The organism is Acinetobacter sp. YH01025 (assembly GCF_013420185.1).
GTDB lineage: Bacteria > Pseudomonadota > Gammaproteobacteria > Pseudomonadales > Moraxellaceae > Acinetobacter > Acinetobacter indicus.
The window spans coordinates 255,398-280,928 of record NZ_VOYR01000002.1 but is presented as its reverse complement, the minus strand read 5'-3'; the positions used below and the strand labels follow the sequence as shown (position 1 = coordinate 280,928).

Sequence of the window (25,531 nt, the reverse complement as noted above, 5' to 3'; positions counted from 1 at the left end):
ACTGTGTAGGAATTATGGTGAACTTATGCGTAGAACAACATGAGATTATTGCAAATTGTAAATAAAAGTTTATTTATTAACAAAAAATCAATGGTCTAAGCACTTTATTTCATCCAAACTTTCCCATATACGAAAAACACAAGTAAGGAGGCATGCGATGCGTGCACTAGCAATTTCAGCAGTAGTCGGGGCAATGGTATTAACAGGTTGTCAAACCACTGGTAATAACCTGGGCGGCGTAGAATATGACAAAACCGCATTAGGAACCATTATTGGTGCGGCAGCAGGTTATGGTGTTTCTAAAGGGAATGCCAATACCAGCGCACAAAACAACCGTGCAGCAGCAATTGGTGCGGTACTCGGTGGGGCTGCAGGTATCTACTTGGACAATAAAGAGAAAAAATTACGTCAACAAATGGCTGGTACCGGTGTAGATGTTAACCGTAACCCAGATGGTTCTGTTGGCCTGATCATGCCAGGTAACATTACTTTTGATACCAACAAGTCAAACATCAAGCCAAACTTCTATGCAACTCTAGATAAAGTGGCGCAAGTCCTGACAGAAGATAACAAGAGCGGTATCTTGGTGACAGGTTATACTGACAGCACCGGTAATGACTCTATCAACATCCCGTTATCTCAGGCGCGTGCACAATCTGTAGCGAGCTACCTGGCATCTCGTGGTGTATCAACTGCACGTATTAATGCCCAAGGTCACGGTTCATCAAACCCGATCGCATCTAACGCAACTGCAGAAGGCCGTGAACAAAACCGTCGTGTTGAGATCAGCATTTACGCGATCCAGTAATTCGGTCCAGAATTCAAAAAACCACCTTCGGGTGGTTTTTTTTATGACCAGAAAAGCAGCATTTTAGATTAGGCAACTGTGGTGGAGATGACTATAATCGAGCTCGAACCGAAATAGAGGAAACACTATGTCACTGGCAAGTCAACTCAATGACAAGCAACTTGAAGCCATGAAATATACTCAAGGACCCTTGTTAGTGCTTGCAGGTGCAGGTTCAGGTAAAACCTCGGTGATTACCCGGAAAATTGCCTATCTGGTGCAGCAATGCCGTATTCCGGCGCACCGGATTACCGCCATGACCTTTACCAACAAGGCTGCGCGTGAAATGAAAGAGCGGGTTGGTAAGTTGCTGTCGCGTGAAGAAGCCAAAGGTCTTTCGGTCTCGACCTTCCATACGTTCGGTTTAAATTTACTGCGTTTAGAGCTGAAACATACCCCGCTTAAAGCCAACTTTTCGATTCTGGATGCCGACGACTGCAAACGCATTCTGATGGATCTGATGCATCGCGACAATTTATCGGGTGCAGAAAGCAAAGAGCTGATTGCGCGGGCCATGAAAATGATTTCGGACTGGAAAAATGACCTGATTCCACCGGAGCAGGCACATACCACCTGTGAAACGCCAGAAGATATCCAGATGGCGCATTTATATCAGCTGTATGAGCGTAATTTACGTGCCTATAACGCAGTCGATTTTGATGACCTGATTGTGATGCCAACCCGGTTATTGCAGGAAAATGCTGAAGTCCGCGATAAATGGCAAAACCGGGTGCGTTATTTGCTCGTCGATGAGTATCAGGACACCAACACCGCGCAGTATATTCTGGTCAAACTTCTGGTCGGGGTAATGGGACAGTTCACCGCCGTAGGGGATGATGACCAGTCCATTTACGCCTGGCGCGGCGCCAAACCGGAAAATATGGCGCTCTTAAAAGAAGATTTCCCAAATTTAAAAGTGATCAAGCTGGAGCAGAACTACCGCTCCACCAGCCGGATTCTAAAAGCGGCCAATACTGTAATTGGCAATAACCCGCATATTTTTGACAAAAAACTCTGGTCGGACAAAGGCCATGGTGAAGTCATCCGGGTGATTACCTGCCGCAATGATGATGATGAAGCAGAGCGCGTGGTCAAAGACCTGATCACGCATAAACTGATGAACGGTAAAAACTGGAAAGATTATGCGATTTTGTATCGCGGTAACTTCCAGGCGCGTATTCTGGAAACCCAGCTGCGCCAGATGCAGATTCCGTACAAGCTGTCAGGAGGTCAGTCTTTCTTCGCCCGGGCAGAAATTAAAGATGTGATGAGCTATTTACGGCTGATTATTAACCCGGAAGATGACAGTGCTTTCCTGCGCATTATCAACACGCCAAAACGTGCCATCGGCCCGGTGACCTTGGAAAAACTGGGCTTATTTGCACAGGAAAACCATCTGTCCTTGCTGGCGGCAGCAGGTGATCAGCGTTTGACCATGGCCATTCCGAAAAAAGCCACGACTCAGCTGGCCGAGTTTGCCGACTTTATCCAGAACTTTACCCGTGAATTGCTGGAAGATGATGAACCGGTGCCAATCATCCGCCAGATGATGAACGAAGCTGGTTATATCGACTACGTCAAAGAAAGCGCCGCCACGCCTGCGCAGGAAAAAACCAAGCTGGACAATATTGAAGTGCTGTACAGCAGTATTCAAAGCCTGATTAACCGCGCTGAAGATGTGGACGAAAAAAATATTGAAAGCGTGATCCGTAAAATGGTGCTGCTGGATATGCTGGAGCAGCAACAGGAGGAAGAAGACACTGACAAGGTCAACTTATTAACCTTGCATGCCTCCAAAGGTCTGGAATTTCCGTATGTCTATTTAATTGGACTGGAAGAGGAAATTCTGCCGCATAAAAACTCGATTGTGGCTGAGACGGTCGAAGAAGAACGCCGTTTGATGTACGTGGGCATTACCCGTGCGCGTCAAGGCCTCACCATTACCCTGGCCGAGCAGCGTAAGGCTGGCGGGCAGATGAAACAGATGACCCCAAGCCGCTTCCTGGATGAAATGCCACAAGATGAGCTGGAATGGCTGGGTCGCAAGAAAAAGCTGGCTGGCGATATCGATCCGAAACTGCAGGCCCAGCATTATCTGGAAAATTTACGTGCGTTAATTAAACGCTAAACCATTCATTGATATAAACAGGAATAACTGATGAAAGTTCAGGTAAAAGTGCTTGATGCACGTTTGGGCCAAGAATGGCCAATGCCAACCTATGCCACCTCTGGTTCGGCAGGTTTGGATTTGCGTGCCTGCGTGCATGAGACCACTGTCATTGAGCCGGGTCAAACCGTATTGGTGAAAACCGGTCTGGCGATTTATATTGAAGATCCGCATTTTGCCGGTTTAATTCTGCCGCGTTCGGGTCTGGGCCATAAACACGGTATTGTGCTCGGCAACCTGGTTGGCCTGATTGATTCTGACTATCAGGGTGAGCTGATGGTGTCGGTATGGAACCGTGGTCAGACTGCATTTAGCCTGGAACCAGGTGAGCGTCTGGCGCAATATGTGCTGGTGCCGGTGGTACAAGCCCAGTTTGATCTGGTCGATGAATTTGAAGCCACCGAACGTGGTGCTGGCGGTTTTGGCCATACCGGTAAAGCTTAAAATCTGCTTGAATGATAAAGCCTAAACATTAGGCTTTATCACAACACGCTAGAAAGTAACGCAACAAACACTTAAAATTACATTTTGTAGCGTGAATTCTGTTTTCGGCCGCATAGAATCAGTTCTTATATTAAAAAGCCTAAAACAATCATTCTCCCTATTCATATATAAAGTAGTTCTGCCATGGATATTCAACAGTCCAGTTTCCCTTTTCAGGTTTTCCGTGCTTACGACATTCGTGGCAAGGTGACTTTGCTGACGCCTGAACTGGTGCAAGCGGTGGCGTTGGGTTTGGCCGTACAAATTAAAAACACGGGCAGCACACGTGTGGTGATTGGTTATGATGCCCGTCTCAGCAGTCCGGCCTATGCCGATCTGATCATGCAGGTGCTCCAGCAGCAGGGCTTAAGCCCGACCTTAATGGGCTGCTGTTCCAGTCCGATGCTGTATTACATCGCCCGCCAGTTTGATGGCAATGGCATTATGGTCACGGCCAGTCACAATGCCAAATCTGACAATGGTATTAAATGGATTCTGGGTGGAGAACCACCGACGCCAGACAAAATCCAGCAGGTGGCGGCCCATGCCAGCAACTATTTTCTGGCGCATCGCCAGCAGCCTGTGGCTGAACAGCCGCATCAGATTTATTCGGAATTTTGCCTGCAATATCAGCAGGCGCTACTCGATGATATTCAATTACAGCGCCGTTTTAAGGTGGTGCTCGATGGTCTGCATGGTTCAGCGGGTCGCTGCGCTGCGCTGGTCTTGCAAAAACTGGGCTGCGAGCTGATCACAATCCGCTGTGAGGCCAATGGGCATTTCCCCGATCATGCCCCAGATCCCTCTCAGGAAAAACATTTAAGCAAGCTGAAACAGGCGGTACAGCAGCATCAGGCAGATTTAGGCATTGCACTGGATGGCGATGGCGACCGTCTGGTTCTGGTCGATGAACAGGCCAAAGTGATTGGTGCAGACCGTTTGCTGGCATTGTTTGCCGAAATGTGTTTACAGCAACATCCACAGCATGAAGTGGTGTTTGATGTGAAGTGTTCGACCATGGTGCGTAACACGGTACGCGCGCTGGGTGGTCATCCGGTGATGATTCGTACCGGCAGCACCTTCCTGCGTCAGTATCTGGCGCAATCAAAGGGAAACGCGGTGTTTGGCGGTGAATATGCCGGGCACTATGTCTTTAATGACGGGCGCGGCTTTGGCTATGATGATGGCCTGTATGCCGCGCTGCGGGTGATGGAATATTTAAGCCAGCGCCCGGAGCGAAGCCTGTCTGAACTGCTGGCCAAATATCCTGAACGCTGTTGTACTGAAGATACTTATATCAGCACTCACAACATTGCTTCAGCGCATGTTTTACATGAGCTTGAAACCTTAAGTCAGCCATTGGCCGCACAATTAAGTAAAATTGATGGCGTTCGACTTGATTTTGAAGATGGTTTTGGCATTATTCGAGCATCGAATACGGGCGAATATTTTACAGTACGTTTTGATGCCGATAATCCGGCACGATTAGCGGATATTCGTCATACCTTTGTTTCCATGCTGAGCAACCGTTATCCGCAGATTGCTCAAGACATTTTAGATGCTCAATAAGGAGAGGCGCATGCCACAGCAACAGACTGGCATCGACAAAGCACAGATTCTGACAGAAGCTTTGCCGTATATTCAACGTTTTATGGGTAAAACGCTGGTCGTGAAATATGGTGGCAATGCCATGACCGATCCTGAGCTGGAAAGTTCATTTGCACGTGACATTGTGCTGCTTAAAACGGTCGGTTTAAACCCGATTGTGGTGCATGGCGGTGGTCCACAGGTCGATTCCTTCCTGAAACAGCTGGGCCGCGAATCTGACCGTATTGATGGCATGCGCGTGACTGATCCGGCGACCATGGAAGTGGTAGAAATGGTGCTTGGCGGTAGCGTGAATAAATCTATCGTCAATTTAATTAACCAGCATGGCGGCCGTGCCATTGGTTTGACCGGTAAAGATGGCAACCTGATTCGGGCCAAAAAACTGCTGATGGAAAAAACCGCAGAAGATGGTTCAGTACAGAAAATTGACTTAGGCTTGGTCGGCGAAGTGGTCGGCGTGAAAACCGACGTACTGGAAATGTTTACCCAAAGCGATTTTATTCCGGTGATTGCGCCGTTAGGCGTCGACGAAGACGGTAATACCTATAATATTAATGCCGATCTGGTCGCTGGTAAGGTGGCTGAAGCTTTGGGCGCAGAAAAACTGATTCTGTTGACCAACATTACGGGTGTACTGGATGCCAACAAGAACCTGCTGACCGGTTTAACCACTCAGGAAGTCGATCAGTTAATTGAAACTGGCGTAATTTATGGCGGTATGATTCCGAAAGTAGGCTGTGCGCTGGATGCTGTCAAAAATGGCGTGGTCAGTGCGCATATTGTCGATGGCCGTGTGCCACATGCCTCTTTGCTGGAAGTCTTTACTGACCATGGAGTGGGCACTTTAATTACCAACCGTGCCGCCAAACACTAAGAGTTAAAACAACTCAAGGTCTCTAAGGAGGCCTTTTTTTATGGCTGATTTTTGGTCATTGAATTGTCATCTGCATCGCCTAGTGTATAGGCAGAACATTAGGAGTGCTGATCGATGTTAGCCAAACTCAATCAATATCGACAAAATTTGAGTTTTCCTTTAAGCAAAAAAAATCATACCAAATATGATTTTAAAACCACAACAAAAACAGAATACAGCTTTGAATGGGTTGAAAATTTAAAACAGTTAAAAGAAGTACAGCAATTTCGTGCCGAGCAGTTTGCCAACCAGTTCGGTTTGCAGTTTGAGCATGGACTGGATCAGGATGTTTACGATTTTGGCTGCGAACATGCCGTATTAAGGGATAAGGCCAGTGGGGAAATTGTGGCCTATACCCGATTAAAACTGTTTCAAGGGCATGAGCTGGCGCAAAGTTATAGTGCCAGCGAATTTGCCATTGAAGAGCAATTAAAGCATCTCAACAATATTGTGGAAATTGGCCGTACCTGCGTGCATCCACGGCATCGGGCCGGTAAAGCTCTATCCATTTTATGGCTGAATCTGGTGCCCAAAGTACTGTGGAGCATGAAAGCCCGCTATTTGATTGGCTGTGTTAGTGTGCGTTTAGAAGGCAATGAAGCGCGTGCCTATCATACCCATCAGTATATCCAGCAGTTAAGCGAACAGCAGCGCTGTAGCATTGCCTCGAAACAGGCGTATATTCCGCAGGCCTCTGAAATGACTTCGCTGAAACAGGGCCGGATTCCCAAGCTGTTTGATATTTACCTGAAAATGCAGGGCAAGCTGTCCACCGAAGCCTATTATGATCAGGAGTTTAACTGTCTGGATTATTTTGTCTTTGTCGAAATGAACCAGGTGCTAAAAAAGATGGTACTCAAGAAAAATACCCGCCACATTGTGGAATAAATAAAACTTTGCAGCGATTGTGATTTGCATGGCCTGACAGAGTCATGCACAATAAATGCAGTTTTAATCAGATGTTGAAGTCTTGTATGTGCCAGTTACTCGGAATGAATTGTGCAACACCTACTGATATTACCTTTTCATTTCGTGGTTTTTCACAACGTGCTGGCATAACTTCCGACCATAGTGATGGCTTTGGCATCGCCTTTTTTGAAGACAAGGCCTGCCGCTTATTTGTCGATAACCAGTCGGCAGTGGAATCACCGATTGCCGAGCTGGTACGCAACTATCCAATTAAATCACGCAATGTGATTGCGCATATTCGCAAAGCCACGCAAGGCAAAATTACCCTGGAAAATTCCCATCCCTTTATTCGGGAGCTGTGGGGACGCCACTGGATTTTTGCCCATAATGGCGATTTACACCATTTTGATCCAGCCTTAAGCGGTCATTTTACCCCGGTGGGCAATACCGATAGCGAGCGGGCATTCTGTTATTTGCTCGATCAGATGGTACTGAAATTCGGTTTTGTGGAACCGTCTTTAGAGCAGCTCTTTGAACTGCTGACCGAAATTTCCCCGAAAATTGCCGAGCATGGCACCTTTAACTTCTGTCTGTCTAATGGTCAGGCGCTGTTTAGCTATGCCACCACCAAACTGCACTGGCTGGTGCGTGAATACCCGTTTAAACCGGCACAATTAATTGATATTGATGTCGAGGTCGATTTTAGCCAGGTTACCACACCGGAAGATCGGGTGGCGGTGATTACCACTGAACCGTTGACTCAAAATGAAACCTGGCAGGCTTTTAGCCCCGGCGAAATGATTTTATTCCAGCAGGGACAGCCGATCAGAAAACAGCTGACTTATATTGAACGTTTGGAAAAAGAACGTCTGAATCCGGAATTAAAACGGATTACCCGCGCCGATCAATATTAATCTACTGTTGTATATTTTATTTTAAATAGTGCCGTATTTTATTTAAGTCTAAAAATACGGCAGAAAATAATAAAACGGTTAAATAATAACTGACTCTTTTGCTCAGGTTAAAATAATATAAACATTATAAAACAAGGATTTGTGTGAATTTGTTGGCAGAAACAGGAATCCCAAGTAAATCACTTCATTTTTATTTTAAATTAAATATGGCTACTATGCTCAAAGCTTATAAATCATTTGAATCAGGGGTGGTCGTATGAAAATGAAGTGGATTCCAGAATATAATACTGGCATCGATGTGATTGATGACCAACATAAACGTATTCTTGATTATATTAACGAAATTGTCGAGATTGGTGAAAATACCGATCGTGCCCGTATTAAACAGATTCTCGATAATATTATTGACTATACCCAGTCTCATTTTACCTTTGAAGAATCTTTACAAGAAGAAGCCGGTTATAAATACCGCGTACCACATAAACGCGTACATGACTTATTTATTAAAAAAATCGAGTCGTATCGTGAACGCTTTGAAATGGGGCATTCCATTGAAGGAGAACTGCACGAAGTGTTGTCAAAATGGTTAATTAACCATATTCAGCATGATGATGCAGATTATGTTGGCGCTGTAAAAGAAAATATGATGGGTATTATTCAGGAAAAAGAAAAGAAAAAAGGTAAAAACTGGTTTGCCCGTTTCTTCTCATAAACAGAATAAATTACTGCACAATTAATAAAACCAGAGAACAACAATATTGGACTAAAAACTAGCGCAGCAAACCATTGATGGCAATGGTTTGCTTTTTCTTTTTTAGTTTTTGATTTTCCCGGGTGACAAGGGCAAAATAGCGATAGATTTTTATTAGGAAAGCATCATGCAGGACAATGCTATGTCACGATGGTTATCGCCGCTGATGGCATTTTGTTTATCATTTATTCTGATTGCCACACTGGCACCGGTCACTGGCATTCAGCTGGAACGTCAACTGGACTTCTGGCTGCTGTGGTTGGGTACCATGCTGGTGCTGGCCTTGCCATTGACCTATATGGAAATTGCGCTGGCCAAGCGCTCAAAAACTACAGCCTTGCAGGCTCTATCCAGTTTGACCCGTGATGCCGATGCCTCTGCACAGTGGCGTCTGGTGGGCTGGCTGGCCGCGGTGTTTATTCCATTTTTAGCAGGCGCGATGCTGTTTAATGTCAGCCAAATGCTGACCCAGCTGGCACTGCCAACGATTCTACCGTTGTGGATTTTTATTGGCTTGGCACTGGTTGCCATGGCATTGTCTTTTATTTCGCGTCTGGTGCTGCTTGGCCTGACTGCGGTCGGTGTGATTGCTGCCTTTATTCTGGCGCAAGTGATGGGTGCTCCGGTTGCTGAATGGCAAATGACCGCGCTTGAGTTTGGCGAGTGGGGCAATGCCACAGTACTGGCGTTGGTGGCCAGTGGCCTAGGTCTGGGTCTGTACTGGCAAACCAGTTTGCCGGCGGTACAACAGCAACAGGTGGCGACCAAAACCGTGTTCCCGATCTGGCTGGCGCAATTACTGGCCGTGATTGCCTTTGCTTTCTTTGCCGCGACTGCTCAGCTACCCGCTTTTGCGCTGGCTTTTGCTGTGGTGATGGCTGCTGCGCTCATCCTGCAACTGGCACGTGAACAGTTGGCACAGCGTCAGATTGCAGAGGCAATTCAATGGATCATTCTGCTGGCAGCCACGTTGATCTGGGCCATTCCAGGTCTGGCCAGTGTGTTAAATCCGCTGCTGATGATCTGGGGCCTGGTGATTTGTCTGATTTATGCGATTTTCGCCGGTTGGATCATGAAAATCAGTCATTTGCGTAAATCCATGAACTTCAGCAGTGAAGCCTTTTATAACCTGTGGCGTATTGCCATCCGTATTGTCTTGCCACTGGCAATTATTGCTGCGCTGCTGGCCGTGATTGGACAAATGTTCTGATGACTGCGCAGTATGTCTGGGTGGCTTTTGCCTCAGCCGAACAGCAGTTTCATCTGGCAGTGCCGTATCAAAATGGCATGACTGCGCTGGATGCGATTCAGCAGAGCGGGATTAGCGAACAGGTCAGTTTGCCTGAACCGCTGCAACTGGGAATTTTTGGTAGCCGTTTAACCGATGCGCAGCAGCCACTGCAACCGGGTGACCGGGTCGAGATTTACCGGCCGCTGACCATTAATCCGAAAGATATCCGCCGCAAACGAGCAGCGAAAAACCCGGTGGGCCGCTATGCCAAAGGCAATCGCTTTAAGCAATTGAGTTCATAAGAAAAACCCCTCACTGAGGGGTTTCTTTTTATCTGAAAGGGGCTATAGTGGGGGCGCGGTTAAAATTGCTTCTTTTGAACCCGGTAAGCCTGGTTGCTGTTCAGGAATGGTTTCTAAACCTTCAATTTTCTGCACAATACCGGTTTGATCGAAGTAGATTTTTAAGTGTTGACCTTGTGCAGCGGGAATCTTGGCTTTTTTAGCATAGGTTCCTGGGATATAATGGTAAATATAGTCCCAACGTAAAGGATTCATTGGATCTGAAATGGTTGGGCTACCCAGCAAAAAGCGGACCTGTTGGTGGCTCATGCCGACCTGAATTTTTGCAGCTTGTGCTTGGGTTAAGGGGGTGCCTTGAGGAATATCTACTTTATAAACGCCCAAGGTCGAACAACCCATGAGCAATGAAGTGACGAATAACGTCAACATGACTTTTTGCATTTTGCTACACTATCCCAATTAATTATTGATGCATTCGATCCAAGCATAGATCATACTGCATCTTAACTTTGTTGCATATTCCAACTTTAATTTTGTTGAGAGACCTTTTTTCATGCCTATTTCAAATCAAGATCTACGCAAAGCTGGCCTTAAAGTTACACTTCCACGAATTAAAATATTGGAATTATTAGAAAATTCAAGACAACATCACTTAAGCGCGGAAGATATTTACAAGACTTTACTCGAACAGGGTGAAGATGTGGGTTTAGCAACTGTGTATCGCGTGTTAACACAGTTTGAAGCCGCGGGGATTATCGAGCGTCATAATTTTGAAAATAATCATTCGGTTTTTGAAATTATGCAGGAAGATCACCACGACCACCTGGTATGCCAGAACTGTAATAAAGTGGTGGAATTTACCAACGACGTGATTGAACACGAACAGCATGAAGTGGCGAAAAAGTTTGGTTTTGAACTGACCGGTCACTCACTGAATTTATATGGCTACTGCGATGCGCCGGAATGCCGCGAAGCGTTCCGTAAAAAATAAGCGCAAAACTGCCCATCAATAAATCAACCCATAAAAACAGGCTGAAGATCAGCCTGTTTTTTTTGCCTAAAATTATTGCCCGTCGAAGGTAATATTCGAAGTGGCATGCATTAAACGCTCGCCGCCTTCTTCCGACAGCTTGATTTGCAGACGCAAATCGTTTGGCGAGTCGGCATGTTTCAGGGCATCTTTGTAGCTGATCTGCTTGGCTTTATACAGGTCATACAGGGCCTGGTCAAAGGTTTGCATACCCAACTCACGTGAACGCTTCATCAGGTCTTTAATTTCGTGCACATCGCCTTTACGGATTAAATCGGACACCAGTGGCGAGTTAATCAGCAGTTCAATCGCGGCACGACGTGAGTTGCCATCAATAGTAGGAATCAGCTGCTGTGCCACAATGGCTTTCAGGTTCAGTGATAAATCCATAAACAGCTGGCCATGACGGTCAGCCTCAAAGAAGTGGATAATCCGGTCAATGGCTTGGTTGGCGTTGTTGGCGTGCAGGGTGGCAAATACCAGGTGACCGGTTTCGGCAAAGGCAATTGCATAATCCATGGTTTCACGTGAACGGATCTCACCAATCAGGATCACATCTGGGGCCTGACGCAAGGTGTTTTTCAGTGCCACTTCAAACGAATCGGTATCAATGCCTACTTCACGCTGGGTAATAATACAGCCGGCGTGTTCGTGCACAAATTCAATCGGGTCTTCAATGGTGATGATATGACCTTTGGAATTCTGGTTACGATAACCAATAATCGACGCCAAAGAGGTCGATTTACCGGTACCGGTTGCCCCGACAAAGATGATGATGCCACGTTTGGTCATGGCCAGATCTTTTAAAATCGGTGGCAGTTTCAGTTCTTCCATGGTCGGAATTTTGGTTTCAATCCGACGCAGCACCATGCCCGGTTCATCACGCTGCTGAAAAGCGCTGACACGGAAACGTGCGCTTTTATCACGGTTGGTGATGGCAAAGTTACATTCACGGGTATCGGCAAATTCCTTGCGCTGCTTGTCGGTCATAATCGAGTTGAGCAGCTGGCCGACAATTTCCCCGGTCAGTTTGGATTTGGCCACTGGCACAATCTGGCCGTTAATTTTCATGGAAGGCTCAACATCGGCCGTAATAAACAGGTCCGATGCTTTTTGCTGAATCATTAAATTCAATAAATCATTAAAGTCCATAGCGCTGTCCTGGCTTCCTGCACACGATTAGAGGAACGATTCTGGCTGTTTCGCCACAGTACGCGCGGTCTGTGGACTGATCACGCCACGGCTGACCAGGGCTTTCAGGCTCTGGTCCAGCGTACTCATACCGTAGTTGGCACCGGTTTGAATGGCCGAGTACATCTGTGCAACCTTGTTTTCACGAATCAGGTTACGGACGGCCGGAATCCCGATCATGATTTCATGCGCCGCCACACGGCCACCGCCATTTTTCTTGAGCAGGGTTTGTGAAATGACCGCCTGTAAAGATTCAGACAGCATGGCACGCACCATATCTTTTTCTTCGGCCGGAAAGACGTCAATCACACGGTCAATGGTTTTTGCCGCCGAGGTGGTATGCAGGGTACCAAAGACCAGGTGACCGGTTTCTGCCGCGGTAAGTGCCAAACGGATGGTTTCCAGGTCACGCATCTCACCGACCAGAATAATATCCGGGTCTTCACGCAGCGCAGAACGTAGTGCTTCATTAAAGCCGTGGGTATCACGATGCACTTCACGCTGGTTGACCAGACATTTTTTAGACTGATGCACAAATTCAATCGGGTCTTCCACGGTCAAAATGTGGTCATAGCGGTTGTCATTGATATAGTCAATCATCGCCGCCAGGGTGGTGGATTTACCCGAACCCGTCGGCCCCGTGACCAGCACTAGACCACGTGGATAGTCACAGATATCTCTAAAGATTTGACCCATTCCCAAATCTTCAATGGTCAGCACTTTAGAGGGAATGGTACGAAACACCGCGCCTGCACCGCGGTTCTGGTTAAATGCGTTAACACGGAAACGCGCCACGCCCGGGACTTCAAACGAGAAGTCGGTTTCCAGGTTATCTTCATAATCACGGCGCTGTTTGTCGTTCATGATGTCATAGACCAGCTTGTGGACTTCTTTATGTTCCAAGGCGGGCAAATTGATGCGGCGTACTTCACCATCCACACGAATCAGTGGCGGCATGCCTGCCGACAGGTGTAAATCCGATGCCCCATTTTTTGCCGAAAAGGCCAATAGTTCTGTAATATCCATAAGTTCCCCGAGATCATATAAATCTTAATTATTTTGTTAGAATAATACGGCTTTCCCTCAGCTTAACCAACACCTAGCACGAGGGCAAAGTAAAAAAGATGAATGAAAATGAGAACCGCATCAATGAATAGCCTGCAAAAATCGCGTCAACATGTGTTAGAACAAATTCAGCATGCCTGTCAGCAGGCGCAGCGTGACCCGGCAGAGGTCCAGCTGCTGGCGGTTTCCAAAACCCATCCGAGTGCTGTGTTGCAGGAAATGTACCAGACCGGACAGCGAGCCTTTGGCGAAAACTATTTGCAGGAAGCGCTGGAAAAAATTGAGGCGCTGCAGGATTTAGAGATTGAGTGGCATTTTATTGGCCATGTGCAGCGCAACAAAACCAAACATCTGGCTGAAAAATTTGCCTGGGTGCATGGGGTAGACCGGCTGATTATTGCTGAGCGCTTGTCCAATCAGCGCAGCGATCAGCAGGCGCCACTGAATATCTGCCTGCAGGTCAATATTGATGGACAGGATAGCAAAGATGGCTGTAGCCCTGCCGAAGTACCGGCGCTGGTCGAGCAGATCAGTCGGTTGCCGAATTTACGTTTACGTGGCCTGATGGTGATTCCGGCACCAAATAACACTGCCGCCTTTCAGGATGCCAAACAACTGTTTGATACGGTCAAGGCGCAACATGCACAGCCTGCAGATTGGGATACGTTAAGTATGGGCATGTCCGGTGATTTAAATGCAGCAATTGCCGCAGGTTCGACCATGGTGCGGATTGGTACGGCATTATTTGGTGCACGCGATTATTCGAAATAACGCTGCATCACAATATTCAGCTTATTGTTTGACATCACAGTCCGCTTAGGACAAGTGTCGTTCAATCCGGCGAGGTGGTTCCAGTTTTTGCGCCACCAGCCAGGCAAAACCAATCAGCACCGCCATCGTGATAATCAGGCTGAGCAGAGCCACTCCTAAACCGTGCTGCAGCGTAAACGGGAAACAGCCCAGGATAAAAATCAGCAACGGGAAATGGGTGATATACAGGGTATAGGAAAACTGCGCGGAAGCCGGCCAGATCACCTGAATCTGCCGTTCACCACGCGCCAGTTGTAGCAGCCAGCAGGCCGCTGCAATCCCGATACACAGGTTAAACAGCCTGAAATTTTCGCCAGTATAGTACTGCGCCAGATAAATGGAGTGAAACTGGTAGGCATCAAACAGGGCAATCAGCACCGCCAAGAGCAGAAAACCGGATTTAAAATAGTGCAGTTGGGCGGCTGGAATCTGTTTGCTCCATGCCGGACTGGCAAAAGCAAAAGCCAGCAGCCAGACCAGAAAATAAATCAGGAACTGGATATTGAGCAGGCTTAAGCCAAGCAGCAGGGTTAAAAACAGCAGGATGCTCCCAGGTCTGAATGTCACCAGACAACCGGCCAGAACATAAAACCAGACTTCATAACTCAGGCTCCAGAGGGCAGCATTGGCCGATACGGTCGGCGTTACAAAACCATTGACGAAAAACAGTGAACCGAGAAAATCGGCTGCACTAATGTCATAGCTGTGCCGGATCATAAAGCTTTGGCTCGCCTCAATGTTATGGGAGCCGGATGCAAAGAAATAGGGCGCCAGTGCATACAATAACAAGGTCAGCAACATGGCAAATAAAAATGGTCCCAGAATACGCTGGCAGCGTTGCCGGCTATAGGCCAAGCCTGAAAACTGTCGATGGCGATGGATATTGTGACGGATGGAATGTCCAATCAGATAGCCGCTTAGAACAAAGAACATCATCACTGCGGCTTGTCCGAGCAGACGCACACCCGAATAGAGGGTTTGATCCAGCGGACCAATAAAGGCCTGAAAACAGTGGCTGAACAGCACCAGAATGGCACTCCATCCGCGCAGGCTTTCCAGCTGCAGGCTGAGCTGCGGCGAGAGCGGACGATAGTGCCAGAACATGGTCTAGCCTACAATTTGCAGGGTACTGGCCCCAGCACCAATTGGTTTGACCTGAATTTGGACCGGAATCCGTTCGTGAATTTCCTGAATATGGGAAATCAGCACCACTTTACGGCCCTGGCTTTGCAGCCGGTCGAGCGCATTCATGACCATATGTAGCGAGGCCGGATCGAGCGTCCCAAAGCCTTCATCAATAAACAGCGATTCCAGTTTCATGGAGCCGGAGGCCATATTGGCAATGGCCAGTGCCAGCGCCAGTGATACCAGGAAGGTTTCACCCCCCGATAAAGACAGTACCGGCCGGATTTCGCCATTCATGTCATGATCCAGAATCGCGAGGCCCAGACTGTTGGGAATACGTTGTAGCTGATAACGCGGCGCCAGTGGCTGCAGTTGCTGGTTGGCATGTTCCACCAGAATATCCAGATGATGTTCCTGGGCAATTTTCTGGAATTTGGTGCCTTCCTTGCTGCCAATTAAATCGGCAATCCGGCCCCAGCGATATTCTTCAGCCTGAATTTTTTCAATCTGGCTCTGGAATTTGGACAGTTGTGCCTGCGCCTGTTGCTGCATGCGTAACTGGGTTTCCAGCTGGTTAAACTGCTCCTGCAAGCTGTTTTTTTCTTGTTCCAGCTGTTCCAGTTGGGTGGTCACCTCATCATAGCTGGCAGTTGGTTGCTGGGCCTGATGCTGCTGGAATTGCTCCTGCAATACATCCAGCGCACTTTGTGCACTGAGCATGGCTTGCTGCTGTTGCTGGATGGCCTGACGCATGGCCTGCCAGCTGGCCAGATCAATACCCAGACACTGCTCAATCTTCTCGGCAGTGAACTGTGGATGCTGGCTTTGCCACTGCTGAATGTTGTGCTGTAGCTGCTGTACACTTTCCAGAAGCTGCTGCTGGCGTGTATGCAGGTCTTGCTGTTTCAGCTGCGCCTGCTGGAATTGCTGTTCCAGCTGACGGCAGTGCAGGTGTTGCTGTTCTACCTGCTGCTGGAGTTGTTGCTGCTGCTCTCGTAACAGCTGCTGCCAGGCTTTGCCGGTATCCAGCACCTGTCCAGCATGTTGCTGGCTGAGATCACGTACCTGCTGGCGCAACTGGCTGCCTTGAGTTTGTGCATGGGTAAGGTCATTGCTCAGCTGTTGCTGTTGCTGCTGATAGAACTGTAGTTGCTGTTCGCCGTCTTTGATCTGGCGCTGTAATTCCTGCTGCTGTTGCAGGCATTGCTCGCGCTGTTGCAGGTATTGAGTCCGGCTGCTCAGCAGGGCAATAAGAGTCTGACACATCTCGGCCTGGTTCGCCCATTGCGCTTGCTGGGCCGGCTCCAGTGCCTGGGTAACCGGTTCAATCAGTTGTTCCAGCTGCTGGCATTGCTGACAGAGTAACTGCAGGGACTGAATCTGTTGCTGCAAATGTTGCAGCTGCTGGGTCTGGCTTTTCAGCTGTTGCTGGCGAGTTTTTAGCTGCTGTAACTGCTGTTGCTGCTGATTTAGCTTGTGTTGCAGTGTGGTCTGCAAGGCGGTCAGATCGTGTGCTGTATCATCCAGCTGTGTGCTTGGGCTGAGCTTTTGAACCTGCTGCAGTTTCTGTTGCACACTGTCTTGAAGCTGGCTAGAGCGTAGCTGTTTCTGTTCCAGCAGGGTTTGCTGTTTGGAATGTTGCAATTGTAATTGCTGGAGCTGCTGCTGGCACTGCTGTTCCTGCTGCTGGGCCTGTTGTAACTGGGTGTCTTGCACCGACTGCAGTGCAGATTCCAGCAAATCCTGATGACTGACAAATGGATGCTCAGTGCTACCGCAGACCATACACGGCTGTTCTGCTTGCAGCTGCTGACGCAACTCCTGCACACTTTGTGCCTGCAATAAACGCTGCTGGGCAAAAATCTGTTCCAGCTGTTCACGTGCCGTCTGGGCATTCTGGTAGTGCTGCTGTGCTTCAGTTTGCGCCTGTTGCAAGCTGCTTAGCTCGGCCTGAAGCTGGGTCATGTGCTGCTGTAATTGCTGCTGTTCCTGCTGCTCATTCAGCATGTGTTGTAACAGGAACAGGGCTTGTTCCAGCTGCTGGCTGTGTTGCTGGTGCTGTACCTGCTGCTGTTCCAGTTCTGTTGCTTGCTGTTCCAGTTCAGCCATTGAGCCGGCCTGCTGGAGCGCATCGGCCTGTTGCTGTTTTACATCATCTAGCTGCTGTTGCAACTGGGCCAGTGAACTGTGCGCATGTGCCGGTGCCTGCTGCTGTAGCTGTTGTTGCAGTTTCTGGAATTGCTGCAAGCGTTGCAAAATACTGTGCGGCTCACGGTCAAATACTGCCAGAAAGGCATGCTGGACCGATTGCTGTTCCAGATGTTCTAAATGCGTATGCAACTGCTGTAAGTGCTGTTGCTGGCCGTGCTGCTGGGTGGTTAGTGGCGTAATTTTTTCATGTTGAATCTGTTTCAGCTGGGCATCGGCTTCTTTATAGCGCTGAATCAGATGCTCAATCTGGCCATCCAGCTGTAGTGCCTGTTCTAACACGGGTTGTAACTGTAGCTGTTCTTTCTGCTGTTGTTGCGCGCTGTGCTGCAATTGTTCCAGCTGCTGCTGTGCCTGCTGATGCTGCTGTTCACAGTGTTGAAATTCCGGCTGGAATTGCTCAAGTTGCTGCGCCAGCTGTTGCTGTTGCAACTGTTGCTGGCGCTGCTGCAGATACTGTTCACGGATTTCCTGAAACTGGTCCAGCTGCGCCAGCAGGTCACGCTGCGGCTGCATTTTCTGGTTGGCATCGACCTGCACCAGATAAAATTCTTTTTTGGCCTGAATTTCACTGTGCAGACGATGTTGCTGCTTGTACCAGCTTAAATCATTCAACAGCAGTTTTTCGCTTTGCAGTTTTTCATGCAGACTCAGTTTGCTCTGGGCATGCTGCTGTTGCAGGGCTTGTAGCTGCTCATCACTAAGCAACTCAATATGCCCCATCAGTTGTTGTAACTGTTCTTTTTCGCTGCGAATCTGGCGGATTTTTTCAAAGGCTTTCTGACTGACCAGACTGAAAATATGGGAATTGGTCAGATATTCCAGCAAGTCGGCGCGGTCTTGATCTTTGGCCTTTAAAAACGCACCCACTTCAGACTGGGCCAGCAAGACGGCGCGGGTAAACTGCTCAAAACTCAGCCCAATCAGCTTTTCAACAGTCGGGGTGCATTCCGAAATTTTCTGGGTCAGCACGCGCTGATCTTCCACAGCGGTAATCGCGCGTTCGACTTTTAAATTGCCATCGACCTTGTTACGGGCGCGGCGCACTTCCCAGCGTGCCAGATAACGCTTTTGATCCAGCGCAATAAATTCCAGTTCGGCAAAGCCTTGGGTACAGCCGCGGCGCAGAATATTTTTAGAATCTTTAATCGAGATGCCCTGACCGCTGGCATCTTTAAGCGCCCCGGCAGCGCCGTTTAAGCGCGGAATCTGGTCATACAGCGCCAGACACATGGCATCGAGCAGGGTCGATTTACCGGCCCCGGTTTTTCCGGTAATCGCAATCAGGCCGGCATGTGCCAAAGGTGCGCTTTCAAAGTTGATGTCCTGGGTGCCGGCAATAGAAGCCAGATTATTCAGACTTAAACGTAAAATTTTCATGTCTGATCCTTATGGCTGTTCTTGTTCAAGGCTATGCTGCGCTTCAATCAGCAGCTGCATAAAATCTCGCTCGACCGAGGCATCCGGCTGATAGCCCATTTTGCTCCACAACTGTTTGAATAAGCTGTCCGGTGTGGGCGGGGCCAGATCAATTTTGGACTGATCTGCGGCCTGATCTTCCTGTGGGGTGTAGACCCGGCAAATGCGTAACAGGCGATAGCGCTGTTCCGGTAAGGTCTGTTCAATCTGCTGGCGTAAATCGACCGGTGGTGGTACATCGGTGCTGTATTCAATTTCCAGATAATCACGCTGGCAGATGCGTTCCACCGTACCTTGCGGGAGGGCTTTCAGTTGCTGAAACACTTCATCCAGACTGCCGCGAATACGGTGCAGCTGTACACTGCGCGGAATCAGCAGTGAGCTCAGTTGCAGGCGCTGTTCGGGCGCAGCCTGCGGGTCAATCTTGACCTCGAGCACCTGATGCTTGTACTGGATTTCACTAAAAGACAGCGGAATTGGAGAGCCGCTATAGCGGATATGTGGATGCTGGACTTTTTGCGGTTTATGCAGATGCCCCAGCGCGACATAGTCAATCACATCATCAAATAGGGCAGTGGAAAGTGCTTCTTCATGACCAATAATGATCGGCCGTTCTGAATCTGAGGTTTCGCCACCTTGCATATGCGCATGTGACATCAGGATTAGTGCCTGATCTTCCGTTTTACGGCGTTTGGCTTCGGCAATCAACTGCTGATGTAAATAGGCAATCGCATTCTGGGCGTTCTGGGTCTGCTCATTCAGTCCGGTAATTTCCGCAGTGCGCAAAAACGGCAGGGTCAGACACCAGGCAATAACTTTGTTTTCGGCATCATAAATTGGCACCAGTAAACGGTCGAGATCCAGCTGGTTGTCGGTATTGCGCTGAATCACCCCAACCGCCTTGGCCTTAAACTTGGCCAGCAACGGTTCCACCTGTTCAATGCGGTAGCCGGAGTCATGGTTACCGGCAATCATCAGGGTTTGCATGTGCGGTGCAATGGCATGAGCATCGGCCAGAAACTGGTACAGCTGGCGCTGCGCGCTGGAGGCCGGGTTAATCACATCAAAAATATCCCCGGCAATAAACAGGGCATTCGGCTGTTTTTCCTGGATTTGTTCTAATAACCAGTCTAAAAACTGTGCATGTTCATATTCACGATCGTGGTTATGGAAAAATTGCCCCAAATGCCAATCTGACGTATGAAAAAAATGCACTGCCATGTCATCAACCTGTTTTGCTTTAGGCAAGCATACTATAGCTGAGGGCGAAATTTAAAATTCTGTACCGGTATAAAACGCTAAGGTTTAATCTTTATTGTTCTGAAGATGAATGCTGCTCACCAGCAAAGGCCAGACAAATAAAAGCCGACGATTCGAGTGATGATAAATCGTCGGCCAAATAAAAAGTGCGATGAACAAAGCATTTGGCTGCTATACAAAAACTTGATTCACATTCGCTTATTGCTTTAGCAAAGCTTCCCGAAAAATTTGTGGATGCCGTTACAAATTCGCCGGAGATGAAGCTTGTGCCCTATATAACGCCTGTTCGGGCACAACGGTTGACAGGATCATGCAAAAAAAATTAATTTTTTTTATACTAGTTGCTTATGGCTCAGGTAGACAGTTTAATGATTTCTCTAACACGTTATTTTCTCTGGTTTTTATTTTTCTGTCTGATCTTTACCTGTATCTGCGGGGTACTGGCTGCATTGTTACCGGCAGGTGTGGGCGGCATTTTAACCGCAGTGCCTTACTTGGTTGCCATGATCTGGGTGCTGTTTAAATTTTTAAAACAGCAGCAGCGCGCACCGTCTCAGGCCGAGCGTAAAAAGCTGACCTTAGGTTTTAGCCTGATTTTCTGGGGCTATAATCTGGCCTTTTTATTACTCGGCATCTGGATTTTTTCCCGTCAGAATCCAACCATCTGGCAGGATTTTCTGCTGTATTTACAGCAGCCGCAATTTTTAAGCGTGGTGGTGATTATGTGGTTATTAATTGCCATTCCGCTGTATCTGCTGACGTACTGGTTTTATGGTAAACAGGCGCAGCGGATGGCGGCCAAAATGTTTGGTTCACAGCATCAGGGCTAAATCATCTGGTGTATTTCCCTTCGCCTCATCTCGGGTAGGGGAATCGATCCGATCTTAACTGGCCAGGGCAGCGCGCTGTAAACGGGCCGGACTATAAGCCTCCGGAGATACATCCGGGGTCTGGCCCAATAGCAGTTGACGCAGCAAACGCGCAGAGGCTGGTGCCATACATAAGCCATTGCGGAAATGGCCAAAATTGGCCCACAGATTGTCAAACTCTGGCATCAAGCCAATATAGGGAATACCGCCGTCTGGTGAGCCCGGGCGTAAACCGGCCCATTGCTTGACGATGGGCAGGTCTTTTAAGGCTGGCACCATGGCATAGCTGGCCTCCAGAATATTGGCCGTGGTATCGGCATTCAAACAGGTATCAAAGCCCTGTTCTGCCATACTGGAACCACAGACAATATGGCCGTCCTGACGCGGAATCAGATACATGACTTGATTCATGCACATGGTGGGCAGCCAGTTTTCAGGAGTTTTAAACAGTACCATCTGTCCATGCACCGGACGTACCGGAATCTGTACATCAAGCTGCTCGGCCCAGCGCGCTGACCAGGCGCCGGTGGTCAAGACATAGTCATCGGCCTGATAACGCTGTCCGGTCTGATCAACAATGGCGCGTACTTGCTGACCGTGCAGTTCTAGGCGTTCAATCGGGCAGTGTTCAAACAGCTGCACCCGTGGATGCTGCTTTAAATAGCACAGAATTGACTGTAATAAACGCGGATTACGCACATTGGCCAGCTGCGGGAAATAGATGGCCTGCTGGAACTGGGCGGAAATATGCGGATTCAGCTGATGCAGTTCGGTACTGTGCAGATGCTCTGCCTGCTGCATCGGTTGCTGAAACAGCTCGGCGAAATTCAGGCCAATGTCAAAATCGCTTTCATCAAAAATCAGCATACCGGTTTCATGGATCTGAAAATCAATGCCGGTGTCAGGCTGAAGTTTGGCATTCCAGCGCAGATATTCAGTTTTGGCCGATTGCGCCAGCACATTTACCGCTGCCGGATAACGCCACGGATACATTGGAGAGAGAATACCACCACCGGCCCAGGAAGCGGCCTGACCGGATTGCTGCTGATCAAAAATACTGACCGAGCAGCCCTGTTCCAAGAGCTCCAGCGCCGACATCAGTCCACTAATGCCGGCGCCAATCATGGCAATGTGCTTCATTGCAGTGGCAATATCCTTATTTCATGTCTTTGAGTTTGAGTGCGGCTTCTTCTGCAAAGTAGGTCCAGATGCCATCGGCACCGGCACGGCGGCAGCTCATCAGCGATTCAATGATCACGCTGTCGGATAACCAGCCATTTTGAATGGCAGCAGCCAGCATCGCGTATTCGCCACTGACCTGATAAACAAAGGTTGGCACAGCAAAGGTATCTTTGACTTCACGGACAATATCCAGATACGGCATACCCGGTTTGACAATCACCATGTCGGCGCCCTCCTGAATATCCAGCGCGATTTCATGCAGCGCTTCTGCACGGTTGCCAATATCCATCTGGTAATTGTATTTATTGCCGCCTTTTAAATTGCTGGCCGAACCGACGGCATCCCGGAACGGGCCATAAAAGCTGGAAGCATATTTGGCCGAGTAAGCCATGATGTTGGTATAGATATGACCTTGTGCTTCCAGTGCCTGACGGATAGCACCAATACGGCCATCCATCATGTCACTTGGTGCCACCACATCGGCACCGGCTTCGGCATGGCTTAAGCATTGCTTGATTAAGGCTGCTACGGTTTCATCATTCAGCACATAACCGCTGTCATCAATAATGCCGTCCTGACCATGAGTGGTGTACGGATCGAGGGCGCCGTCGGTAATCAGCACCATCTCCGGGAGTTCTTTTTTCAGTAAACGGACCGTGCTTTGTACCAGGCCATCTTCGCGCCAGGCGGCTTCGGCGGTCAGGCTTTTATCTTCTTGTGGGGTGACCGGAAACAGCGCCAGTTTAGACACGCCCAGTTCCAGCAGGCGTTCGGCTTTTTTCAGCAGCAGATCGGCCGACAGGCGCTGAATGTTGGGCATGCTTGGAATATCTTGGGTCTGGTTTTGACCGGGTAAAACAAATACTGGATAAATGAGATGATCAACCGTGAGCTGGGTTTCTCGCACCATGGCACGTAGCTGGTCATTTTTACGGATACGACGCATACGAGTGGCAGGAAATGCGGGACGATTGAACGTATAAGTCATAACAATCTCACTGATCAGTATTAAACTAGGCAATATTGTAGACCCATAAACAGGATTGTGGGGCAAAATACATGCGTTTTTTCTCAATTTAAGGTAATTGGCCAATTTATGAGCGATATGGCAAAAAAGTGGACCGGAGGCATTCATTTGGGTTCGAAAGTAGATATTGATGTCGTCTTACAGCAATTGTGTCAGGCCTTTAACAGTTCACCATTTTTTAAGCATAACGGTATGCAGATGCGCGTGGTGGATCAGCAGATTGAAGCCTATATCGAGATGCAGCCGCAGCTGATTGGCAATGTGGCTTTCCAGATTTTACATGGCGGGGTTGCTGCGACAATTCTGGACAGTGTGGGCGGGATTGTGGCGATGGGCGAGCTGTATAAGCGCACCGAGCCGGAGCAGTTACCTGATACCATCAAGAAAGTGACCCGATTGGCCACGGTGGATATGCGGGTGGATTATCTGGCGCCGGGGCGAGGCAAATATTTTACGGCCCGTGCTGAAACCCTGCGTTTGGGCCGTAAAGGCTGTACCATGCGCATGACTCTGGTCAATGATGAACATAAAGCCATTGCCACCGCAATTGCGTCTTATGCTTATTAATCCAAATGGATTGATTGGCAGATAAAAAAACAGGCTCAATCGGGCCTGTTTTTTATTTGGATCAGTCGCGGTGAATAGCGTAAAAATCAAGCTTGAGCGATTTCGCGGGGCGTGTGCCGTTTAAAGATCGGAACGGGCACGTTTTAGCGCCTGTTGCCATTTTTGCAAATGTGCCTGACGCTGATCTTCTCCCATGCCGGGTTCAAACGCGCGTTCCAGCTGCCAGTTATCAGCAATATCATTCAGGCTGTTAAACACCCCGGATTTAAGCCCGGCCATTGCCGCTGCGCCCCAGGCGGTGGATTCTCGCATTTGCGGCCTTAACACTGGCACATTGAGCAGATCGGCCTGAAACTGCATTAGCATATCATTACAGCTGGCGCCGCCATCGACCCGTAATTCTTTGAGCGGTTGCTGAATATCTGACTGCATCGCGCTGAGAACATCGGCCACCTGAAAGGCAATTGCTTCAAGCGCTGCCCGGGCGATATGGGCTTTGTGAGTGCCACGCGACATACCGCAGAGCAGGGCACGTGCATCACTGTCCCAATGCGGCGCACCTAGACCGGTAAAAGCCGGCACCAGCACCACGCCATCGGTATCGCGGACCTGACTGGCCAGCTGTTCGACCTCGGCACTCTGTTGAATGATGCCCAAACCATCGCGTAGCCATTGCACAATCGCACCAGCCATAAACACACTGCCTTCAAGCGCATAATGGGTCTGGTTCTGGCATTGCCAGGCCAGGGTGCTGAGCAGTTTATTCTGGCTGTATTGCAGTGTCGAACCGGTATTAAACAGCATAAAGCAGCCGGTACCATAGGTGTTTTTGGCCATGCCCGGCTCAAAGCAGGACTGGCCGAACAGGGCCGATTGCTGATCGCCCAGAATGCCGCTGATTGGAATTCGGGCGCCGAGTAAGCCGGCAGCGGTATCGGCCACATAATGGTCGGAACTGATAATTTTCGGTAAGACCGAAGCGGGAATCTGAAAAAGTTGCAGCAGTTCTTCATCCCAGCTTTGGGTTTGTAAATTCATGAGCATGGTGCGTGAGGCATTGCTGACTTCAATTACATGCTCGGCGCCTTGGGTCAGGTTCCAGATTAGCCAGCTATCGACGGTACCAAAGGCAACATGACCTTGCGCTGCCAGTTCGGCCAGACCGGGAATATGCTTAAGCAACCAGACCAGCTTGCCGGCACTAAAATAAGGGTCAATTAATAATCCGGTGGTCTGCTGTATTTTTTGTTGCAGTCCCTGTTGCAGCAGCTGATTACACCAGTCGGCTGCGCGCCGGTCTTGCCAGATGATGGCCGGCGCCAAGGGCTGACCATTGCGTTTGTCCCAGACGATAGTGGTTTCCCGCTGGTTGGTGAGGCCAATGGCCTGAATATCTTTGGCCAGAATCCGTGCGGACGCCAGCGCCTGTTGCACCACAGCCATCTGGCTGCTCCAGATTTCCTGGGCATCCTGTTCCACCCAGCCGGATTGCGGGGTGTTGATTTGGGTTTCGCGTTGCGCGCTGGCCTGAACCTGCCCATGTTCATTAAAAATAATCGCGCGACTTGAGGTCGTGCCCTGATCCAGGGCGAGTAAATAAGTCATAATTTATACTGTTATCTGACTTGAAATTTAAAATATTAGCGCAATTAT

23 protein-coding genes are annotated in these 25,531 nt (G+C 48.7%); 14 read left to right on the top strand and 9 right to left on the bottom strand.

What is annotated here, in order from left to right; all coding sequences use genetic code 11:
- The first annotated feature begins 157 nt into the window (after positions 1–157).
- The 10 genes from FTT89_RS03795 (at position 158) to FTT89_RS03750 (ending at position 10,125) form a co-directional block, all read left to right on the top strand.
- Positions 158–808 (top strand): OmpA family protein, encoded by a 651-nt coding sequence (locus FTT89_RS03795; RefSeq protein ID WP_005179792.1) that lies wholly within the window; start codon positions 158–160, stop codon positions 806–808.
- A 127-nt stretch (positions 809–935) separates the two neighbouring features.
- Positions 936–2,975 carry a UvrD-helicase domain-containing protein gene (locus FTT89_RS03790; RefSeq protein WP_005179787.1) on the top strand — a complete coding sequence of 680 codons (2,040 nt, stop codon included), beginning with the start codon at positions 936–938 and terminating at the stop codon, positions 2,973–2,975.
- A gap of 30 nt (positions 2,976–3,005) precedes the next feature.
- The gene (dut, locus tag FTT89_RS03785; RefSeq protein ID WP_104473366.1) at positions 3,006–3,458 is read left to right on the top strand and encodes a dUTP diphosphatase; all 453 of its coding nucleotides are present in this window, start codon (positions 3,006–3,008) and stop codon (positions 3,456–3,458) included.
- Between the two features lie 183 nt (positions 3,459–3,641).
- On the top strand, positions 3,642–5,066 hold the full coding sequence (locus FTT89_RS03780) for a phosphomannomutase/phosphoglucomutase (RefSeq protein WP_127801487.1): 1,425 nt from the start codon (positions 3,642–3,644) through the stop codon (positions 5,064–5,066).
- A 10-nt stretch (positions 5,067–5,076) separates the two neighbouring features.
- Positions 5,077–5,979 (top strand): acetylglutamate kinase, encoded by a 903-nt coding sequence (argB, locus tag FTT89_RS03775; RefSeq protein WP_016659457.1) that lies wholly within the window; start codon positions 5,077–5,079, stop codon positions 5,977–5,979.
- Positions 5,980–6,093: 114 nt separating this feature from the next.
- Positions 6,094–6,906, top strand: coding sequence for a GNAT family N-acetyltransferase (locus tag FTT89_RS03770; RefSeq protein ID WP_005179781.1), 813 nt, complete (start codon positions 6,094–6,096; stop codon positions 6,904–6,906).
- Between the two features lie 86 nt (positions 6,907–6,992).
- Positions 6,993–7,841 (top strand): class II glutamine amidotransferase, encoded by an 849-nt coding sequence (locus FTT89_RS03765; RefSeq protein ID WP_075168090.1) that lies wholly within the window; start codon positions 6,993–6,995, stop codon positions 7,839–7,841.
- 256 nt (positions 7,842–8,097) lie between these two features.
- A complete protein-coding gene (locus tag FTT89_RS03760; protein WP_005179777.1) occupies positions 8,098–8,553 on the top strand; it encodes a bacteriohemerythrin in 456 nt (151 codons plus the stop codon).
- Positions 8,554–8,719: 166 nt separating this feature from the next.
- Complete coding sequence (locus FTT89_RS03755) at positions 8,720–9,802, top strand: hypothetical protein (RefSeq protein WP_180172696.1); 1,083 nt, start codon at positions 8,720–8,722, stop codon at positions 9,800–9,802.
- Positions 9,802–10,125 carry an RnfH family protein gene (locus FTT89_RS03750; protein WP_005179774.1) on the top strand — a complete coding sequence of 108 codons (324 nt, stop codon included), beginning with the start codon at positions 9,802–9,804 and terminating at the stop codon, positions 10,123–10,125. The genes FTT89_RS03755 and FTT89_RS03750 overlap by 1 nt, the downstream gene beginning before the upstream one ends.
- 42 nt (positions 10,126–10,167) lie before the next feature.
- Here the strand turns inward: FTT89_RS03750 and FTT89_RS03745 are convergent, their stop codons facing one another.
- Positions 10,168–10,566 carry an outer membrane protein assembly factor BamE gene (locus tag FTT89_RS03745; protein WP_005179773.1) on the bottom strand — a complete coding sequence of 133 codons (399 nt, stop codon included), beginning with the start codon at positions 10,564–10,566 and terminating at the stop codon, positions 10,168–10,170.
- A 112-nt stretch (positions 10,567–10,678) separates the two neighbouring features.
- Between FTT89_RS03745 and fur the strand changes: the two genes are divergently transcribed.
- Positions 10,679–11,116, top strand: a complete 438-nt coding sequence (gene fur / locus FTT89_RS03740; RefSeq protein WP_005179771.1) for a ferric iron uptake transcriptional regulator — start codon at positions 10,679–10,681, stop codon at positions 11,114–11,116.
- A 72-nt stretch (positions 11,117–11,188) separates the two neighbouring features.
- On the opposite strand, the gene FTT89_RS03735 is transcribed toward fur, so the two are convergent.
- Positions 11,189–12,307, bottom strand: a complete 1,119-nt coding sequence (locus tag FTT89_RS03735; protein WP_005179770.1) for a PilT/PilU family type 4a pilus ATPase — start codon at positions 12,305–12,307, stop codon at positions 11,189–11,191.
- 27 nt (positions 12,308–12,334) lie between these two features.
- Positions 12,335–13,372: a type IV pilus twitching motility protein PilT gene (locus FTT89_RS03730; protein WP_160241046.1), complete on the bottom strand. Its 1,038-nt coding sequence runs from the start codon at positions 13,370–13,372 to the stop codon at positions 12,335–12,337.
- Between the two features lie 123 nt (positions 13,373–13,495).
- Here FTT89_RS03730 and FTT89_RS03725 point away from each other — a divergent pair, with 123 nt between their 5' ends.
- Positions 13,496–14,182: a YggS family pyridoxal phosphate-dependent enzyme gene (locus FTT89_RS03725; RefSeq protein WP_163143431.1), complete on the top strand. Its 687-nt coding sequence runs from the start codon at positions 13,496–13,498 to the stop codon at positions 14,180–14,182.
- 45 nt (positions 14,183–14,227) lie between these two features.
- Here the strand turns inward: FTT89_RS03725 and FTT89_RS03720 are convergent, their stop codons facing one another.
- Genes FTT89_RS03720 through FTT89_RS03710 form a run of 3 tightly spaced genes read right to left on the bottom strand, consistent with a single transcriptional unit; the run spans position 14,228 to position 20,194 of the window.
- The gene (locus tag FTT89_RS03720) at positions 14,228–15,325 is read right to left on the bottom strand and encodes an acyltransferase (protein ID WP_104489467.1); all 1,098 of its coding nucleotides are present in this window, start codon (positions 15,323–15,325) and stop codon (positions 14,228–14,230) included.
- A 3-nt stretch (positions 15,326–15,328) separates the two neighbouring features.
- A complete protein-coding gene (locus tag FTT89_RS03715; RefSeq protein ID WP_180172695.1) occupies positions 15,329–18,934 on the bottom strand; it encodes an AAA family ATPase in 3,606 nt (1,201 codons plus the stop codon).
- A 9-nt stretch (positions 18,935–18,943) separates the two neighbouring features.
- Complete coding sequence (locus FTT89_RS03710) at positions 18,944–20,194, bottom strand: exonuclease SbcCD subunit D C-terminal domain-containing protein (RefSeq protein WP_180172694.1); 1,251 nt, start codon at positions 20,192–20,194, stop codon at positions 18,944–18,946.
- 407 nt (positions 20,195–20,601) lie between these two features.
- Between FTT89_RS03710 and FTT89_RS03705 the strand changes: the two genes are divergently transcribed.
- A complete protein-coding gene (locus FTT89_RS03705; protein ID WP_035363315.1) occupies positions 20,602–21,063 on the top strand; it encodes an ABZJ_00895 family protein in 462 nt (153 codons plus the stop codon).
- A gap of 54 nt (positions 21,064–21,117) precedes the next feature.
- On the opposite strand, the gene thiO is transcribed toward FTT89_RS03705, so the two are convergent.
- Together thiO and hemB are read right to left on the bottom strand one after the other, a co-directional pair.
- Positions 21,118–22,242, bottom strand: coding sequence for a glycine oxidase ThiO (gene thiO / locus FTT89_RS03700; RefSeq protein ID WP_180172693.1), 1,125 nt, complete (start codon positions 22,240–22,242; stop codon positions 21,118–21,120).
- 16 nt (positions 22,243–22,258) lie between these two features.
- Entirely contained in the window at positions 22,259–23,272 is a 1,014-nt protein-coding gene (gene hemB / locus FTT89_RS03695; protein ID WP_005179750.1) for a porphobilinogen synthase, read from the bottom strand.
- A gap of 108 nt (positions 23,273–23,380) precedes the next feature.
- Here hemB and FTT89_RS03690 point away from each other — a divergent pair, with 108 nt between their 5' ends.
- On the top strand, positions 23,381–23,878 hold the full coding sequence (locus tag FTT89_RS03690) for a thioesterase family protein (RefSeq protein WP_034597877.1): 498 nt from the start codon (positions 23,381–23,383) through the stop codon (positions 23,876–23,878).
- 120 nt (positions 23,879–23,998) lie between these two features.
- Here FTT89_RS03690 and glpK read toward each other — a convergent pair whose 3' ends face one another.
- On the bottom strand, positions 23,999–25,483 hold the full coding sequence (glpK, locus tag FTT89_RS03685; protein WP_104470625.1) for a glycerol kinase GlpK: 1,485 nt from the start codon (positions 25,481–25,483) through the stop codon (positions 23,999–24,001).
- Between the last annotated feature and the right edge of the window lie 48 nt (positions 25,484–25,531).

Bases quoted from the DNA above. Each gene is read 5' to 3' on its own strand.
- FTT89_RS03795 (WP_005179792.1), top strand. From the start codon at position 158: ATGCGTGCACTAGCAATTTCAGCAGTAGTCGGGGCAATGGTATTAACA.
- FTT89_RS03790 (WP_005179787.1), top strand. From the start codon at position 936: ATGTCACTGGCAAGTCAACTCAATGACAAGCAACTTGAAGCCATGAAA.
- dut (WP_104473366.1), top strand. From the start codon at position 3,006: ATGAAAGTTCAGGTAAAAGTGCTTGATGCACGTTTGGGCCAAGAATGG.
- FTT89_RS03780 (WP_127801487.1), top strand. From the start codon at position 3,642: ATGGATATTCAACAGTCCAGTTTCCCTTTTCAGGTTTTCCGTGCTTAC.
- argB (WP_016659457.1), top strand. From the start codon at position 5,077: ATGCCACAGCAACAGACTGGCATCGACAAAGCACAGATTCTGACAGAA.
- FTT89_RS03770 (WP_005179781.1), top strand. From the start codon at position 6,094: ATGTTAGCCAAACTCAATCAATATCGACAAAATTTGAGTTTTCCTTTA.
- FTT89_RS03765 (WP_075168090.1), top strand. From the start codon at position 6,993: ATGTGCCAGTTACTCGGAATGAATTGTGCAACACCTACTGATATTACC.
- FTT89_RS03760 (WP_005179777.1), top strand. From the start codon at position 8,098: ATGAAAATGAAGTGGATTCCAGAATATAATACTGGCATCGATGTGATT.
- FTT89_RS03755 (WP_180172696.1), top strand. From the start codon at position 8,720: ATGCAGGACAATGCTATGTCACGATGGTTATCGCCGCTGATGGCATTT.
- FTT89_RS03750 (WP_005179774.1), top strand. From the start codon at position 9,802: ATGACTGCGCAGTATGTCTGGGTGGCTTTTGCCTCAGCCGAACAGCAG.
- FTT89_RS03745 (WP_005179773.1), bottom strand. From the start codon at position 10,566: ATGCAAAAAGTCATGTTGACGTTATTCGTCACTTCATTGCTCATGGGT.
- fur (WP_005179771.1), top strand. From the start codon at position 10,679: ATGCCTATTTCAAATCAAGATCTACGCAAAGCTGGCCTTAAAGTTACA.
- FTT89_RS03735 (WP_005179770.1), bottom strand. From the start codon at position 12,307: ATGGACTTTAATGATTTATTGAATTTAATGATTCAGCAAAAAGCATCG.
- FTT89_RS03730 (WP_160241046.1), bottom strand. From the start codon at position 13,372: ATGGATATTACAGAACTATTGGCCTTTTCGGCAAAAAATGGGGCATCG.
- FTT89_RS03725 (WP_163143431.1), top strand. From the start codon at position 13,496: ATGAATAGCCTGCAAAAATCGCGTCAACATGTGTTAGAACAAATTCAG.
- FTT89_RS03720 (WP_104489467.1), bottom strand. From the start codon at position 15,325: ATGTTCTGGCACTATCGTCCGCTCTCGCCGCAGCTCAGCCTGCAGCTG.
- FTT89_RS03715 (WP_180172695.1), bottom strand. From the start codon at position 18,934: ATGAAAATTTTACGTTTAAGTCTGAATAATCTGGCTTCTATTGCCGGC.
- FTT89_RS03710 (WP_180172694.1), bottom strand. From the start codon at position 20,194: ATGGCAGTGCATTTTTTTCATACGTCAGATTGGCATTTGGGGCAATTT.
- FTT89_RS03705 (WP_035363315.1), top strand. From the start codon at position 20,602: ATGATTTCTCTAACACGTTATTTTCTCTGGTTTTTATTTTTCTGTCTG.
- thiO (WP_180172693.1), bottom strand. From the start codon at position 22,242: ATGAAGCACATTGCCATGATTGGCGCCGGCATTAGTGGACTGATGTCG.
- hemB (WP_005179750.1), bottom strand. From the start codon at position 23,272: ATGACTTATACGTTCAATCGTCCCGCATTTCCTGCCACTCGTATGCGT.
- FTT89_RS03690 (WP_034597877.1), top strand. From the start codon at position 23,381: ATGAGCGATATGGCAAAAAAGTGGACCGGAGGCATTCATTTGGGTTCG.
- glpK (WP_104470625.1), bottom strand. From the start codon at position 25,483: ATGACTTATTTACTCGCCCTGGATCAGGGCACGACCTCAAGTCGCGCG.